The sequence below is a fragment of the Paenibacillus sp. J31R109 genome, assembly GCF_059692055.1.
In genome coordinates, this window is the sequence record NZ_JCAUAR010000001.1 from 215,656 (window position 1) to 230,571 (window position 14,916).

The window sequence follows — 14,916 nt, forward strand, 5'->3', positions numbered from 1 at the left end:
CTATCTAGTTGGTAATCGTGTGCTAGGAGCCAGCCAGCATTCGTCTTAATTCTACGGTGTGAAAGCCGTCAGAAAGCTTCGTGTGTATATCAATAATGGTTTGAATATCCTCGAAGGAATACTTCCGGACGCCTCCCTTGCTTCGATCTGGAAAAATAAGCTTACGATCCTCGTAATAACGAATTTGCCTTTCGGTTAATCCTGTCAGTTCACTTACGATTCCAATTTGAATGACTTTCTTCTTTGTCATCATCAGCCTATCCCTCCAGTTTTAATGTAAGGTAAATTAACTTTAATGTGACACCAATTAATGAGACTCTATCATTTTATGGAGAATCGATCAAATAAACGGTGGTTATCTTGATATAAGTAATATTTATGTCACGTAACCTTACACAAAATAATGACTATTCATCTTCTCGCTGTTACGTTTAAGTAGCGGATAGCCAAACTTATACACGAGGAGATGGAAGTATGGAGAAGACACCGATCCAAGAAGATCAAATTACACGTAGACAATTTTTGACAACCGTCGGCAAATTAGGAGGGTCAGCCGCAATATTCAGTGTGATGGGTACTTTAGGACTACTCTCCCCGGAAACGATGAAGGCCGCAGATTATACACCGCCATCCGGAAGGGATCTTACCTCGACAAACCGTAATGGAAAGAAAGTCATCATTCTTGGCGGAGGGATTGCCGGGATGACAGCGGCATATGAACTTGGAAATGCAGGTTATCAGTGCACCATTCTAGAAGCGAGAGCACGGTCTGGTGGACGAGCATGGACAGTTCGTAGAGGAACGACAGTTACGGAGGTGGGTGGCGCTAAACAGGTCGCACGCTTTGATAATGGTATGTATTTTAACGCAGGGCCGATGCGCATTCCCCAATTTCATGTAACATTGGATTATGCACGCAAATTTGGTGTTGCGATTGAACCATTTAACAACGTGAACGATAGCGGTTATTACTATAATGAAAATGTTGGCGAGTTATCAGGGGTGAAAGTTCCGAAGAGACATGCAAAAGCTGATGTGCGCGGTTATGTCGCAGAGATGCTGGCTAAGGCTGTTAATCAGAAAGCATTAGATCTACCTTTGACAACAGAAGAGAAAACGAAGCTTGTTGCATATTTGAAAAGCGAAGGAGATTTGAATGCGGATCTGTTCTATAAAGGATCGAGTAGGGCGGGGTATGTAGAAGAGCCAGGTGGTAAATTTGATTCTGGTGTTCGCAAGGATCCATTTAGCTTAAAGGCAATTATTAATTCCGGTTTTGGTCAATTTTTTAGCAGCGAATATGGTTACGATCAGCAAATGATGATGTTCCACCCCGTAGGTGGGATGGATATGATTGCTAAAGCGTTCGAGAAACGCGTAGGCGACAAAATTCAGTTCAATTCGGAAGTTCACGAAATTAAACAATCTTCGGATGGCGTTCGTATTTTGTATAAAGATTTGAACACGGGTGCAAACAAAGAAGTTTCTGGTGATTTCTGTATTTGTACGATCCCGTTACCTGTTCTCAAGGACATTAAAGCGGACTTTTCCCCTGAGATGTCGACGGCTATTGCGAAAATTAGCTACGCTTCCGCAGGCAAAATTGGTCTCCAATTCAAACGTCGCTTCTGGGAAGAAGATGAGATGATTTATGGCGGTAACTCCTTGACGAATATGGATATTGCTAACATCTATTACCCGCCGAATGATTATTTCTCCAAAAAAGGTATTTTACTTGGGTATTATTCGTTTGGAGGCAATGCCGATAAAATTGGTAATATGTCACTTGCTGCTCGTGAAGATTATGCCTTGAGCCAAGGGGCGAAGATTCATCCGCAATATCACAAAGAATTTGAAGCTTCTTTCTCGGTGGATTGGAAAAAGGTGAAATATAATCTCGGAGGCTGGGCTTCCTATACAGCGGACGATCGTAAAAACTACTATCCAACCCTATGTAAGCCAGATGGCCGTATTTATTTGGCAGGGGAGCACATCAGCTACATTACCGCTTGGCAGGCTGGAGCTATTGAGTCTGCGCGGAAAGTTGTTACCGAAATTCATGAGCGAGTAATGAAAGAGTAGAGGAGAAGGAGTGAATCATGATGAACATAACGAAAAAGTGGAAAACGATCATGGCCGTTACGGTTGGTTCATGCCTGATTTGTGTAAGTGCATATGCGGCAGGTGCTGAGAAATCGAGTAAATACAATGCAGAGCCTATCAATGAAGTCGAATTCTATGGCAATCCTGCTTCATCTATTGCTGCGGGTGTGTCAGTCCCTGCGGGTTCCTCTTATTTATTCACAAGTGGAACAGTGCCGCCTGTTATAAACAAAGATGGCAAGACCGTCTATGAGCGATATGGGGATACGAAAACGCAAGGAATCGGCATTCTAAAAGCCATCGAAACACAATTGAAAGATAAAGGGCTCACGCTAGCAGATGTCGCTTATCTAAGGGTCTATGTGACACCGGATGCAGCTAAAGAGGGTAAATTTGATTATCAAGGTTGGTTTGACGCTTATGCGCAATTTTTCGGTACAAAAGAAAATCCTGTGAAGCCTGCGCGCTCTACGGTAGGCATTGCCGGCCTCGTAAGCTCGGATTGGTTGATCGAGATTGAAGCTGTAGCTGTGTATCCTAAGCACCATAACCAAGACTAAGGAAATGGAGTTGATGTTCGTATGCTGCAAAATATTGGATTACCTGGACTCATGTTAATATTAGTTGTGGTGTTGGTTTTGTTTGGACCGTCTAAACTGCCGGAGCTTGGTCGAGCTGTAGGTCGTACGTTGCATGAATTTAAAAATTCAGCCAGGGAACTCGTTGGTGAGGGGAAAGAATCACCTGAGCATTTGGAAGCGCCGGACAAACGGGTAGAAAAGGTTAACGTATAAGTAATTTAGGAAAAACGGATCCTGTCCATTTTCTCGAAAAGGGGAAAATGGCGGGGTCTGTTTTTTTTTGATCAAATGAAGGCATGCAACATCTAAACAAAACACAGGAATTCCTAGTTTTTGTACAATTCATTGATACGAAATTGTGATAGAGTGTGCTCACGCGCGAAGCGTCCAACTATTTCCAATCTCGGGAGGAATGGCTGTTGAAACTTAGCACAAGTGTTGATGTCACCAGAGAACCCTTTCATTTGAATCACGAGAAATCGAGTCGAAAGCTGAATTGGGAGGTCTATCACGCACATTCCTGTATGGAATTTCTTTATGTGTATGAAGGCGTTGGTCGTGTCGAGGTGAACAAACGTTGGTATTCCGTCGAACCGGGAAGCCTGCTCATTTTTCAGCCATTTCAATTGCATCGCATTCAAATTCAAGGTCCGTTTGTCCGTTCTGTGCTCATGTTCGATCCCTACAGATTGGATGCTGCGCTTCATGCATTTAATGGCATTCGTAGTTGGTTTCACCTGCTTTGGAAGGAGTCATTAACTTGTCAGGTGATTCCTAATCAACAACATCTTGCTAAGTTTTATGAACATCTACATTGCAAAATGAGTCGCGTATCCCCTTTTAAGCAACAGGAAGAATTCGTCCTATGTTTACTTGCTTTGCTGCAACAGCTTGAGTCCTGTGAAAGTGAGATTTGTCTGGTTCAAAAGGAAAAGCCGAAACTGAGAATCCATCATACAGCTGGGCAGATAACAGAATGGATTGAAAGACATTATAAGGAGAAATTCAATCTGCAACGGATGTCAGAGGATTTACATCTTTCCACCTTTTATCTATCTCATATCTTTCGTCAGTCAACAGGGCGAACGATTACGGAATTTATTATCTCGCGCAGATTGAAGGAAGCCTGTCTCATGCTGGAAACGACATCCAAGTCAGCCAGCTTTATCGCGCAGGAGGTAGGCTTTCAAAGTGGATCTTACTTTTCTCGCGTGTTTAAAACCGTTCTTGGCATTACGCCGAAGTCCTATCGGATGCAGGTGTGAGAGATAGTTAGACATACGAGATAAGCTAAATATCGACATTCTGACGTAAGTGTGGGATTATGAGGAGAAGAGTTTTGGTAACTATTACGCAGGGAGTGAAAGGCATGTCACGCAAGTGGGAAAGAATGGTAAGTAAAAATACGAAAAAGGCAAACCTAACTCGTACGAAGCAGGGGAAGGCGCCAATTTCAACAGATCCGGATCGTCCGGTCGTATTTAAAGGAAGAAGCATTTTGTTAGCTGCGTTTTTCATCGTAGTTTCGCTCTTCTTGTTGTTTACGTTGACGAAAACCGAAGGGGACAAGATGTACTGGTATACGACGCTTAGCTATCTGGTCGTCGGCGCGCTCATTTATTTTGTGCGCAGACCCTATTTGCGAGTTACGAAAACGAGTCTTTCGAAGCGAGGTCTAGCCCGTGAATTAGTACTTGGAGCGGAAAATATCAAAGAGATTGTACACGCGCCTGGTCAAATCATTATTGAGCTTACCGGCAAGTCTCCGCGTTGGGTTTATAACAAAACATTGAATCGCTTTGATATCGCGGCGATGTCCGCCAAACTGAAGAAATTTGCTGAGCATAACAAAATTTCTTTTGTAGATAAAACGGTGTAGATAGTGAAGCCTCAATTCCACTTCTAGTGGAGTTGGGGCTTTTTTTCTGCGGGGGAGTAACTCGAATTTTTCGAGTTACAGCACCCGAGATGCCCCGAACTGCTGCCGTAACTCGAATTTTTCGAGTTGCAGCATCGAAGAGGCCCCAAGCTGCTGCCGTAACTCGAATTTTTCGAGTTGCAGCATCGAAGAGGCCCCAAGCTGCTGCCGTAACTCGAATTTTTCGAGTTACAGCACACGAGAGGCCATGAACTGCTGCCGTAACTCGAATTTTTCGAGTTACAGCATCCGAGAGGCCCCAAGCTGCTGCCGTAACTCGAATTTTTCGAGTTACAGCATCGAAGAGGCCCCAAGCTGCTGCCGTAACTCGAAGTTTTCGAGTTGCAGCATCCGAGAGGCCTCGAGCTGCTGCCGTAACTCGAATTTTTCGAGTTACAGCACCCGAGAGGCCCCAAGCTGCTGCCGTAACTCGAATTTTTCGAGTTGCAGCAGCAGCACCGCCATTAAAGCAATCCTGAACGCTGGATCGCAGCGTAAAACTGATTGAACTCCTCAATGGTCAGCTGCTGCTGTGCGTCGGATAGGGCTGTCGGTGGATTCGGGTGGACTTCCACCATAATCCCATCCGCGCCTGCGGCTAGAGCAGCCTTGGCGCAAGGTGCGAAAATGTCCTTGCGGCCGGTGGAATGGGTCACATCGACGAGGACAGGCAAGTGGCTCTCTTGCTTGAGAATCGGAACAGCGGAGATGTCGAGGGTATTCCGCGTTGCCCGTTCATAGGTGCGGATGCCTCGCTCAATCAACATAACCTGGGTGTTGCCTCGAGAGAGGATATACTCAGCAGCATGAAGGAATTCATCGATCGTTGCCGATAAGCCGCGCTTCAAAAGAATCGGTATACGAACCTCGCCGGCCGCTTTCAGAAGTTCAAAATTGTGCATGTTTCTTGCACCAATTTGTATCACATCAATGTACTGACCTGCAGTTTCTATGTGTGCGGGATCCACGATTTCGCTGATGGTCTGGAGTCCGAATTCATCGGCAACTTCTTTGAGAATTTGTAATCCTTCTAAGCCAAGTCCCTGGAAGTCGTAGGGAGATGTACGAGGTTTGAAGGCGCCTCCGCGCATAACCGTGACGCCAGCGTTTTTCAAGGCGGCAGCGACCGCGCGTACTTGCTCGTAGCTTTCGACAGAGCAGGGACCTGCGATCATGATGGGCTTACTTCCTCCGATAGCAGCGGGTCCAAGTTGAATGATGGTATCGGCTTGCTGTCTTTTTCGACTAACGAGCAGCTGTTTCTTATGTTCCGTTTGTTGCAAGGATAGCGAAGCTTGGAAAATTTGTTTGAACAGGTGACGAATGGTATCGTCCTCGAACGGGCCTGTATTTCGAGTGACTAATGCATCAAGCATGCTTTTCTCACGCATGGGATCGAATTTTGGCACGCCTTGTTTTTCTTTCTCGAATCCAATTTCTTGGACAATTTGCGCTCTTTCGGAGAGTAGATCCAAGAGTCCTTGATTGATTTCATCGATTCGTCCCCTGAGTGTATCTAACTTCGTATCTTCCATCCGCTGTCCTCCTTTCAATTGCGTGGATCTAACAGCAAAAAGCCCACCGTCACTAAGGACGAGGAGCATGGTATTACCTCTAAGAAGCAGGTTCATTTTAACCAGTGTATGCAAAAAGTATGTAAATCGTTTATGAGATGCCAGCTTTTTTTCAAGTGAGCCGTGTTGTAGTCATTATTGTGCTAGATTTGGAATAATAGTTTAAGAGGGAGAAGAAGGGGGTATGCGCGATGCTCACATTAAAATCATGGACGGGCTTATTTCAGAGGGGAGAGACGGACATCTACCATACGGTTAAAGTACGAGCACCTCGCGACTATTTTGATCGAGCAGATGCTTTCTTGGAGGATATCGTCTACACATCGCAAGATGAGCTGAATGGCATCAACAAAACGTTTCTCGTTAAGCTTTTATTCGATAATTTTATGGATCACGTCCGCAAAGGTAAAGATCTATATACATACATTTTGCAATTGAGGAGTAAATTTGGCGGTGTTGTTGCGAGTACTAACGCGGCTGATCGACCAAATCCCGGAAGTGTTCCCGGTTTTCAGTGGGGGCTCTCCTTTCAGAGTAGCCAAGCAGAGAGGGCTGCTTTTCTAACGTTAAATGTCCGATTACACCCCGCTGAGGTTAATCGGATGCGTGTTTTCTTCGATGATATGAATTGGAAGCATCACCAACGATTGAATATGGAGATGAATGAGCTCTTATCGCTGTTATTTATTGAGTTTATAACGGAGCTTCGGAATGGGTTGACGGAGGAGACGAAAGAAGAGATCATTGCGGCTATTGTTCATAAATGGGAAGAGCAATAGCCTCTAATTCTCTATGTTGTGAGCGGTAAAAGTTGTTGCGTCGATGAACGAATGATTAACTCGGATGGCAGCATAATTCTGCGAGATTCTACGCGTGAGTTGCCTTCGATACGTTCTATAAGGAGTTGCATGCCAAGCTGGCCGAATTGATATGCCGGTTGAGCGGCTACAGTGAGAAACGGGTTAATCGCGCCAGTCGGTCCGAAGTCATCAAAGCAAACGACAGAAATGTCCCCTGGTACCTGTAAACCACGCTGACGCAGCGATTGAATAACACCCACGGCCAACATATTATTAGCTGCAAAAATAGCGGTAGGCGGGTCATTAAGCTGGAACAGCTCATCGAGGGCGGAATCATCTTGGAAATCTCGAAAACCAAGATGTACAACAAGCGACTCATCCAAAGCAAGACCATTAAGGAGATGGGCCTCTTTGTATCCGGTATATCGCAGTCGAGCCGTTGACACGTCTTGTTTACCATTCACTAACGCAATGCGGTGATGACCTAGCGCGATTAAATGCGCCACAAGATTGCGGGCACCTTCTTTACTATCCCCAAGGACGACATCTGCATCAATCCCAGGAATTTCACGATCTAATACGACGAATGGAATCTGATGCTTTTGCAGCTGCAGCAAGTTGTCATGGGAGTGATCGCCAGCTGGTGCGAATAAAACGCCATCGACACGCGTAGAGAGAATCATATCTACGTAATCCTTCTCTTTCACATAATCCTCATCACTATTGGCAAAAAGTAACCGATATCCCGCCTTTTTCGCTGCATCTTCAGCGCCTCGGGCTAAGGTTGTATAAAACGGATTCGTAATATCCGTAATAAGTAAAGAAATAAGGTTGGTCTTCTGGGATACGAGACTTCGAGCTAGAGCATTCGGAATATAGTGGAGCTCCTCCATGACTTTCCGCACGCGCTTGCGCGTCTCTTCGCTGATGCGCCCTGTGTTATTGATCACTCGGGAAACCGTCATCGCGGAAACTCCGGCCTTTTCGGCGATGTCATAGATTGTTATCACTGGGTACTCTCCTTTGCTAGGCCGTTTATGTTTATTTCATATTGTATAGAAATAAAGGATTGACAGCAAGCTATAAAGTTGTTAATTTTGAGTTATCGGTAACACACATTTAACTAGGAGATGTTGATGATGTTAAAAGGGATACCTTCCATACTTTCGCCTGAGCTACTCAAAGTGCTAATGGAGATGGGACACGGGGATGAAATCATCTTGGCAGATGGGAATTTCCCGGCTGCTAGTCATACAAACCGGCTTTTGCGTTGTGATGGTCATGGCGTACCGGAACTATTGAAAGCGGTGTTATCGCTGTATCCACTAGATACATACGGCGAACAACCTGTTGCGCTCATGGCTGTCGTTCCTGGTGATCCTGTCGAAACACCGATTTGGAGTGAATACGAGGGGATCATTCGAGAACATGCGACTCCGGCCATTGCGTACGTGGAACGGTTTACTTTTTATGAGCGCGCTAAGAAAGCTTATGCGATTGTGGCGACAAGTGAAAAGGCGCTGTATGCCAATATTATTTTAAGAAAAGGCGTAATTAGCCAGTAAATGAATTATCGATAACTCTAATTTACGAAGCGTGAGATTAGCGAGTAGTAGCTTTTACATATCGAGGAGGATGATTGGTTATGACAAATAGTGATTTCAGATGGAAACAAGAGTTTCCGAAAATTGGTATTCGCCCAACGATTGATGGCAGAAGAAAAGGTATTCGTGAGTCGCTTGAAGAGCTAACGATGAATATGGCTAAGGGAGTTGCGGCTTTATTAAGCGAAACCTTGAAATACCCAAATGGTCAACCTGTCGAATGTGTCATTGCTGATACGTGTATCGGCGGAGTAGCTGAAGCTGCGGCTTGTGCTGATAAGTTCACGAAAGCTGGCGTAGGCGTTTCTATCACAGTCACACCTTGCTGGTGCTATGGAACAGAAACGATGGATATGGATCCTTCTACACCGAAAGCCATTTGGGGTTTCAATGGAACTGAGCGCCCAGGCGCGGTTTATTTGGCAGCCGTTTTATCTGGTCATGCACAAAAAGGCATACCAGCTTTCGGAATTTATGGGAAAGACGTGCAGGATGCCGGTTCGACAACGATTCCACAAGATGTTCAAGAGAAATTGATTCGATTTGCGAAGGCAGGGCTTGCTGCAGCGTATATGAAAGGGAAATCGTACCTCGCTATCGGTTCCGTTTCCATGGGCATCGCCGGCTCGATCGTGAACGAGGACCTGTTCCAAAACTATTTGGGCATGCGCAACGAGTATGTCGATATGTCCGAATTGGTGCGCCGAATGGAGGAAGATATTTTTGATCCCGAAGAATATCAATTAGCTTTGAATTGGGTGAAAGAGAACTGCGTGGAAGGCCCTGATAAGAATCCAATTGCGATTCAAACGACCCGTGAGAAGAAAGATCAGGATTGGGAAACCGTTGTCAAAATGACGATGATCGTACGCGACCTGATGGTCGGCAATCCGCGCTTGGAAGATATCGAATTCGGTGAAGAGGCACTTGGGCATAATGCCATTCTTTCCGGTTTTCAGGGCCAACGTCATTGGACGGATCACTTCCCGAATGGCGACTTTATGGAAGCTATGTTAAACACATCTTTTGACTGGAATGGCAAGCGAGCTCCTTACTTGGTTGCGACTGAAAATGATAGTTTGAATGGCGTCGTGATGTTGTTCGGGAACTTGTTGACGAATACAGCTCAAATTTTTGCTGATGTGCGAACGTATTGGAGTCCAGAAGCGGTAAAACGAGTAACAGGGCATACCCTTACTGGTGCTGCGAAAGATGGGATTCTGCACTTAATTAACTCAGGACCTGCTGCATTGGACGGCACAGGTCAACAATCGCGCGATGGTAAACCTGCAATGAAGCCATTCTGGGAGATTTCTGATCAAGAAGTAACGGATTGCTTAGCGGCGACTTCATGGCGTCCAGCATCCCTTGAGTATTTCCGTGGGGGCGGCTATTCCACAGATTTCTTAACGCGAGGCGGAATGCCAGTTACGATGTCACGCATTAATTTGGTTAAAGGGTTAGGGCCTGTGCTGCAGTTGGCGGAGGGTTACTCCGTCGACCTTCCAGAAGATGTGCATCAGACACTAGACGACCGTACAGATTCGACATGGCCTACAACGTGGTTTGCACCTATTTTGACTGGTGAAGGATCGTTCACTGATGTGTACTCCGTCATGGATAACTGGGGATCTAACCACGGTTCTATCTCCTACGGCCATATTGGGGCAGATTTGATCACGCTTGCTGCTATTCTTCGCATCCCTGTCTCGATGCATAACGTTGCCAAAGAGCAGATTTTCCGTCCTCGCGTTTGGAGCAACTTCGGGACTTCCGATCCTGAAGGCGCAGATTTCAGAGCGTGTAGCAGCTTTGGTCCTTTATACAAGTAGCACAAATGGAGAAAATAGGGAAAGAGCCACTCTCAACTTTGGTTGGGAATGGCTCTTTTTTTCAATTGTCCAAGTAAGATTCTTCGATCCACTGGATTCGTCTTGATATCAGACCGGAAAGCGTCGCCTCTGCGGAAGAATGCTCTTTTTGCAGCTGCGCAACGAGGGGGCGAATTTTATTTAAGCTTGAAAGCGTTTGGCTCTGCGAGTTTTGGATACGACCTTGCACGATCCAATCAGCAATGAGTCCATCAAACCAATAGTCAGCCATTTTTAGCGTGTCACTGATATCAATTGAAATGTGAAAGCTACGGTTCAAGTCAGTTAGCTCATCACGAAAATTCAGAAGTTGGTGATTCGCTTGATGAATGAACCGTTTGGCATCATCCACATGGCTATGTTTGGCATGGGTACTTATCATGCCGCCGCCGCCCCATAGATCCCATTTCCCCCAATTTTCTGCTTTCTCCAAGCTGTTGGAAGCATCTGATAAGGAAGCGAGTACAAGTTTTCCAGCTGTCAACGCTTCTTGAAGTTCCTTTACCAACAGCTTTTGATCATCGATTCCATCATCCATTATTTCTAATTCTCTTGATAATGAAGGTGTGTTTAAAAGGGTGGATTCTTTTGCGGCCATTAGTCGCTTGTAATCGTCTTCTGCGCGTTGGTAGTTGGCGAGGTCATCGCCTATTTGGATTAATGCTTGCTGCGCATCCTGAAGCTCCTGCTTCGCAGCTTCCAATTGGAGCGCTGCCGCTAGGGCTTCTTGTCGCTCTAATTCGAGTTGTTCGGACTTACTACGAAGAATGGTGTGGAATAGATTCGCAAGTGATAATCGCGTTAATTGCTCGACATCCTTTTGCTCAGACTCAAGCTGTAATTCTAATCGTAAAATGAGACGTTCTTGCTCATATACTCTTGTCAGAAGATCAGTTCTTTTGCGTTCTGCTTTGTGCAGATGAAACATCCGATCTTTCGCTTCACGTAATTGAAGGTTCGTGTTGTTTGACATCTTCATCCCTCGTTTCCCAGCATTTGTTAGATATAATACTTTTTCAATACGTGGTTTAAGCCAGGGGGTTTCGGGAATTTTTTTTCATTCAAAATGTGACTTCTCTATGGTATAATTCATACCTTGTTAGTTTAGAGAGAAATAGGAGAAATCATATGCTTACCCAACAACTTTCACCACTTGTTCAAACTTTGGATTTAAAACCGCACCCTGAAGGCGGATGGTACAAAGAGCTTTGGAAGGCTTCCTTTGAAATTCCAAAAGAAGTGCTGCATGAAGCTTACTCAGGCTCGCGGTACGCGGCAACATCGATTTATTTTTTGCTTCATCCCGATGAATTTTCAGAATGGCACACCGTTTTGTCTGACGAGTTATGGTTATGGCACTCTGGCAGCCCAATCGAGCTTACATTAGGAGGAACGAGTGAGCAGCCAAAAGCGACACAGAAAATTATTCTAGGTCCTGATGTGCTGAACGGTCAGCATCCACAAGCGCTTGTTCCAGCTCATGTATGGCAAATGGCGCGACCATTAGGTGATGAGCCTGTTCTTGTTTCTTGTGTAGTAGCTCCGGGCTTTCATTATGATGATTTTAGATTGATTAAGAGATAAGAGACAAGAGATAAGAGATAAGAGACAAATTTCTTTTGCTAAGTGCCCACAATTTTGGTATCGTGAAGATAACATTAATTTTAAGCGTGAAGCACACGCCGTTAGCTCCTTATTGGGGCTGGCGGCGTTTTATTTTTTTAGGAGATGATTCGATGGTTAGATCGTTCGAAAAGCAGTACGCAAGCTTTTGGGAAGAACAAGTTAGGCATGCAAGTGGTCAAAGGTTAGAGATGCTGCAAAGGGACCTGACAGGTACGAAGAAACTTTTGGAAGAACTGCTTCTGCCTGTCTTGGGGACTTTAGATGGTTTGGTGCTTGAATTTGAAATGATGAGCTTGTCAGGAATGAAGATTTACGGGGATGTAGGTCACCCTCAAATACGGACTGTATTCGAAGAGGACAGCTTTGTCACTCATGCTGAAAAAATCTCGCGGGACCGTTTCTCATTCGAGCGTGCACGTGCGCGTTCAGTTGCGATACTCGGTTACACTTACTTTCCGTATAGCCGGGATGAACTAGAGAAAAAGCCGACTTTTTGCCAAAGAAATCTATATGAATTAATTGGTCGAATGGGGAACGTGGAAGGTATCGGGTTGATTCAACTGCCTGTTTATGAGCGGGAAGTTTTGAGGTTCGCGTTGCTAGGTAATAAGCCTTTTCGTTTGACGGACGTATGCACGTGGCTTCAACTTTCAAGTGAGACTTGCCGCAAAGTATTGCGAGACATGGAAGCAAAAGGCTTGGTTAATCCAATCGGTCGGGGATCGATTAGAAGTCATAAATTTATGATTACTGAGAAAGCGGTTGCCTTGTTGTATCGTGTCAAGTAGTGGGAGTAGCAAAAACGAGTTATACGTGGCTACTGAGGCGAAAGAAACGCCGTAACTCGAAAAATTCGAGTTACGGATGTCGTTTCCGGCCAAAACAGCCCCGTAACTCGAAAAATTCGAGTTACAGATGCCTGTCCCGGCGAAAGCAGCTCCGTAACTCGAAAAAATTCGAGTTACAGATGTCTGTCCCGGCGAAAACAGCCCCGTAACTCGAAAAATTCGAGTTACAGATGTCTGGCTCGGCCGAAAGCAGCCCCGTAACTCGAAAAATTCGAGTTACAGATGTCTGTCCCGGCGAAAGCAGCTCCGTAACTCGAAAAATTCGAGTTACACGTGTCAGGCGCGCCGAAAGCAGCCCCGTAACTCGAAAAATTCGAGTTACGGATGTTTGGCTCGGCTGAAGCCGCCCCGTAACTCGAAAAATTCGAGTTACAGATGCCTATCACGGCGAAAGCAGCCCCGTAACTCGAAAAATTCGAGTTACAGATGTCTGTCCCGGCGGAAGCAACCCCGTAACTCGAAAAATTCGAGTTACAGATGCCTGGCCCGCCAAAAGCAGCCCCCTAACTCGATAAAATCGACTTACCCCCACCCCACAGCATCATCCACACATCCCACACGATAAGCGTAATATAACACCTATTCACATCGATTGTTGTACAATAAAATGGAATTGTGGCAAGTAAACGAATGAGGTGGCAGTATGGTTAATATTTTAGTTGTTGACGATGAACCGATGATTTGCAAAGGTGTTGCGACGATTTTGAAGCAGTCTAAATTGGACATTAACGAGGTCTTCATCGCGTATAACGGGTTTGAGGCGCTTGATTTTATACATTTGGAGAAAATTGACTTGGTGTTTACAGACATACAGATGGAGAAGATGAATGGCATTGAATTGATTGAAAACATATTCTTGGAGGATCCATCGATTCCGATCGTCATTTTGTCAGCGCATGGTGAGTTTGAGTATGCTCAGAAAGCGATCCGTTTTGGAGCGAAGGAGTATCTAGTTAAGCCGATAACGCCGCCGCATCTCATTTCGGTTGTGACCAAGCTGTTGAAGGAAAAGGAAGAGAAGGGTCAACGCTTCGCAAACTGGGAAGGCTCACGTACTCTGCCTGGCCACATGACGCATGAGACGAATTACTTTTTAAATGAATTGATGACAGGAACGATCCATGAGTCAGAGGTCCCTGCAATAAGAGAGACACTAGATCATCGAATGAATGGCACATATTTTAGCATGCTGACCGTCAAATTATCCTTAGAACGCGGTGGTATTCATGATCAGGAAATTTCCACGTTGAAGGATCGCAATTTGCTAAAATACGCAGCTTTGAACATTATGGAGGAAACCGCGAGTCAGTGGAGCCATCTTGTTTTCAATAATCACAACTCCATCTTCACCTTGCTGCTGCAAATTACAGAAGAGGAGAGCAGGGGCTCGATGCGCGTGAACCAGCTGTTGATGGTGGCCCAGATGATTCATACGAATCTGCTGAAATATTTGAATGTGAAGAGTCAGATTGGCATCAGTCGTATCCGTGAAGGCATTACGCAGTGGCCGGTGATGTACAAGGAAGCGCTCGAGAGTTTAACTTGCTGTGAAACCAATAAGGGGCACTACATGTTCTATATTGAGGATAAAGACAGCATCAATCCCAATCCCGACTTAACCATAGTAGGGGTAGATGAGGCGAATAACCGGATCGTGTATGAGACGAAAGTGTATATAGAGGGTCATTTTTGTGATAAAGGGTTGAAGCTGCAGGATATCGCAGATGCGGTACATTTGAGCCCGAATTATTTGAGTTATTTGTTCAAAAAGGTGATGGGGACGAACATCTGGGACTATGTTACGAAGCTGAGGATGGAAGAAGGGAAGCGTCTTATTCTCACGACGGATAAACGACGCTATGAGATTTCGGAAGAAATCGGTTATGAATCACCGGAGCATTTTAGCAAAATATTCAAAAAGCATTTCGGGATTAATATCTCTGAATTGAAACAATCCCATACGTAACATACGACATACTTAGCGTAATACG

General features: G+C 45.2%; 15 protein-coding genes. 11 read left to right on the top strand and 4 right to left on the bottom strand.

What is annotated here, in order from left to right; genetic code table 11:
* Positions 1-22: 22 nt before the first annotated feature.
* Positions 23-253, bottom strand: coding sequence for a MerR family transcriptional regulator (locus AC58QT_RS00810; RefSeq protein WP_497287882.1), 231 nt, complete (start codon positions 251-253; stop codon positions 23-25).
* Positions 254-474: 221 nt separating this feature from the next.
* On the opposite strand from AC58QT_RS00810, the gene AC58QT_RS00815 reads away from it, so the two are divergent.
* The 5 genes from AC58QT_RS00815 to AC58QT_RS00835 all read left to right on the top strand — a co-directional run bounded on the left by AC58QT_RS00815 (position 475) and on the right by AC58QT_RS00835 (position 4,563).
* Entirely contained in the window at positions 475-2,082 is a 1,608-nt protein-coding gene (locus AC58QT_RS00815; RefSeq protein ID WP_497407335.1) for a flavin monoamine oxidase family protein, read from the top strand.
* Between the two features lie 17 nt (positions 2,083-2,099).
* Positions 2,100-2,663, top strand: a complete 564-nt coding sequence (locus AC58QT_RS00820; RefSeq protein WP_310226733.1) for a RidA family protein — start codon at positions 2,100-2,102, stop codon at positions 2,661-2,663.
* Between the two features lie 21 nt (positions 2,664-2,684).
* Positions 2,685-2,897: a twin-arginine translocase TatA/TatE family subunit gene (gene tatA / locus AC58QT_RS00825; RefSeq protein ID WP_056609959.1), complete on the top strand. Its 213-nt coding sequence runs from the start codon at positions 2,685-2,687 to the stop codon at positions 2,895-2,897.
* Between the two features lie 206 nt (positions 2,898-3,103).
* The gene (locus tag AC58QT_RS00830) at positions 3,104-3,949 is read left to right on the top strand and encodes a helix-turn-helix domain-containing protein (RefSeq protein WP_497407336.1); all 846 of its coding nucleotides are present in this window, start codon (positions 3,104-3,106) and stop codon (positions 3,947-3,949) included.
* A gap of 104 nt (positions 3,950-4,053) precedes the next feature.
* On the top strand, positions 4,054-4,563 hold the full coding sequence (locus AC58QT_RS00835; protein ID WP_310226739.1) for a hypothetical protein: 510 nt from the start codon (positions 4,054-4,056) through the stop codon (positions 4,561-4,563).
* A 503-nt stretch (positions 4,564-5,066) separates the two neighbouring features.
* On the opposite strand, the gene AC58QT_RS00840 is transcribed toward AC58QT_RS00835, so the two are convergent.
* Positions 5,067-6,137 carry a bifunctional 3-deoxy-7-phosphoheptulonate synthase/chorismate mutase gene (locus AC58QT_RS00840; RefSeq protein WP_497407337.1) on the bottom strand — a complete coding sequence of 357 codons (1,071 nt, stop codon included), beginning with the start codon at positions 6,135-6,137 and terminating at the stop codon, positions 5,067-5,069.
* A 230-nt stretch (positions 6,138-6,367) separates the two neighbouring features.
* Between AC58QT_RS00840 and AC58QT_RS00845 the strand changes: the two genes are divergently transcribed.
* A complete protein-coding gene (locus AC58QT_RS00845; RefSeq protein WP_497407338.1) occupies positions 6,368-6,955 on the top strand; it encodes a hypothetical protein in 588 nt (195 codons plus the stop codon).
* Between the two features lie 11 nt (positions 6,956-6,966).
* On the opposite strand, the gene AC58QT_RS00850 is transcribed toward AC58QT_RS00845, so the two are convergent.
* The gene (locus AC58QT_RS00850) at positions 6,967-7,986 is read right to left on the bottom strand and encodes a LacI family DNA-binding transcriptional regulator (protein ID WP_497407339.1); all 1,020 of its coding nucleotides are present in this window, start codon (positions 7,984-7,986) and stop codon (positions 6,967-6,969) included.
* Positions 7,987-8,115: 129 nt separating this feature from the next.
* Here AC58QT_RS00850 and fucU point away from each other — a divergent pair, with 129 nt between their 5' ends.
* Positions 8,116-8,541, top strand: a complete 426-nt coding sequence (gene fucU / locus AC58QT_RS00855) for an L-fucose mutarotase (RefSeq protein WP_497408069.1) — start codon at positions 8,116-8,118, stop codon at positions 8,539-8,541.
* 80 nt (positions 8,542-8,621) lie between these two features.
* Positions 8,622-10,412, top strand: a complete 1,791-nt coding sequence (locus AC58QT_RS00860) for an L-fucose isomerase (RefSeq protein WP_497407340.1) — start codon at positions 8,622-8,624, stop codon at positions 10,410-10,412.
* Between the two features lie 61 nt (positions 10,413-10,473).
* On the opposite strand, the gene AC58QT_RS00865 is transcribed toward AC58QT_RS00860, so the two are convergent.
* Positions 10,474-11,424: a hypothetical protein gene (locus AC58QT_RS00865; RefSeq protein WP_497407341.1), complete on the bottom strand. Its 951-nt coding sequence runs from the start codon at positions 11,422-11,424 to the stop codon at positions 10,474-10,476.
* Between the two features lie 155 nt (positions 11,425-11,579).
* Here AC58QT_RS00865 and AC58QT_RS00870 point away from each other — a divergent pair, with 155 nt between their 5' ends.
* The 3 genes from AC58QT_RS00870 (at position 11,580) to AC58QT_RS00880 (ending at position 14,891) form a co-directional block, all read left to right on the top strand.
* Complete coding sequence (locus AC58QT_RS00870) at positions 11,580-12,035, top strand: cupin domain-containing protein (protein ID WP_497407342.1); 456 nt, start codon at positions 11,580-11,582, stop codon at positions 12,033-12,035.
* A 152-nt stretch (positions 12,036-12,187) separates the two neighbouring features.
* On the top strand, positions 12,188-12,865 hold the full coding sequence (locus AC58QT_RS00875; RefSeq protein WP_497407343.1) for a hypothetical protein: 678 nt from the start codon (positions 12,188-12,190) through the stop codon (positions 12,863-12,865).
* A 703-nt stretch (positions 12,866-13,568) separates the two neighbouring features.
* Entirely contained in the window at positions 13,569-14,891 is a 1,323-nt protein-coding gene (locus tag AC58QT_RS00880) for a response regulator (protein ID WP_497407344.1), read from the top strand.
* Positions 14,892-14,916: the final 25 nt, after the last annotated feature.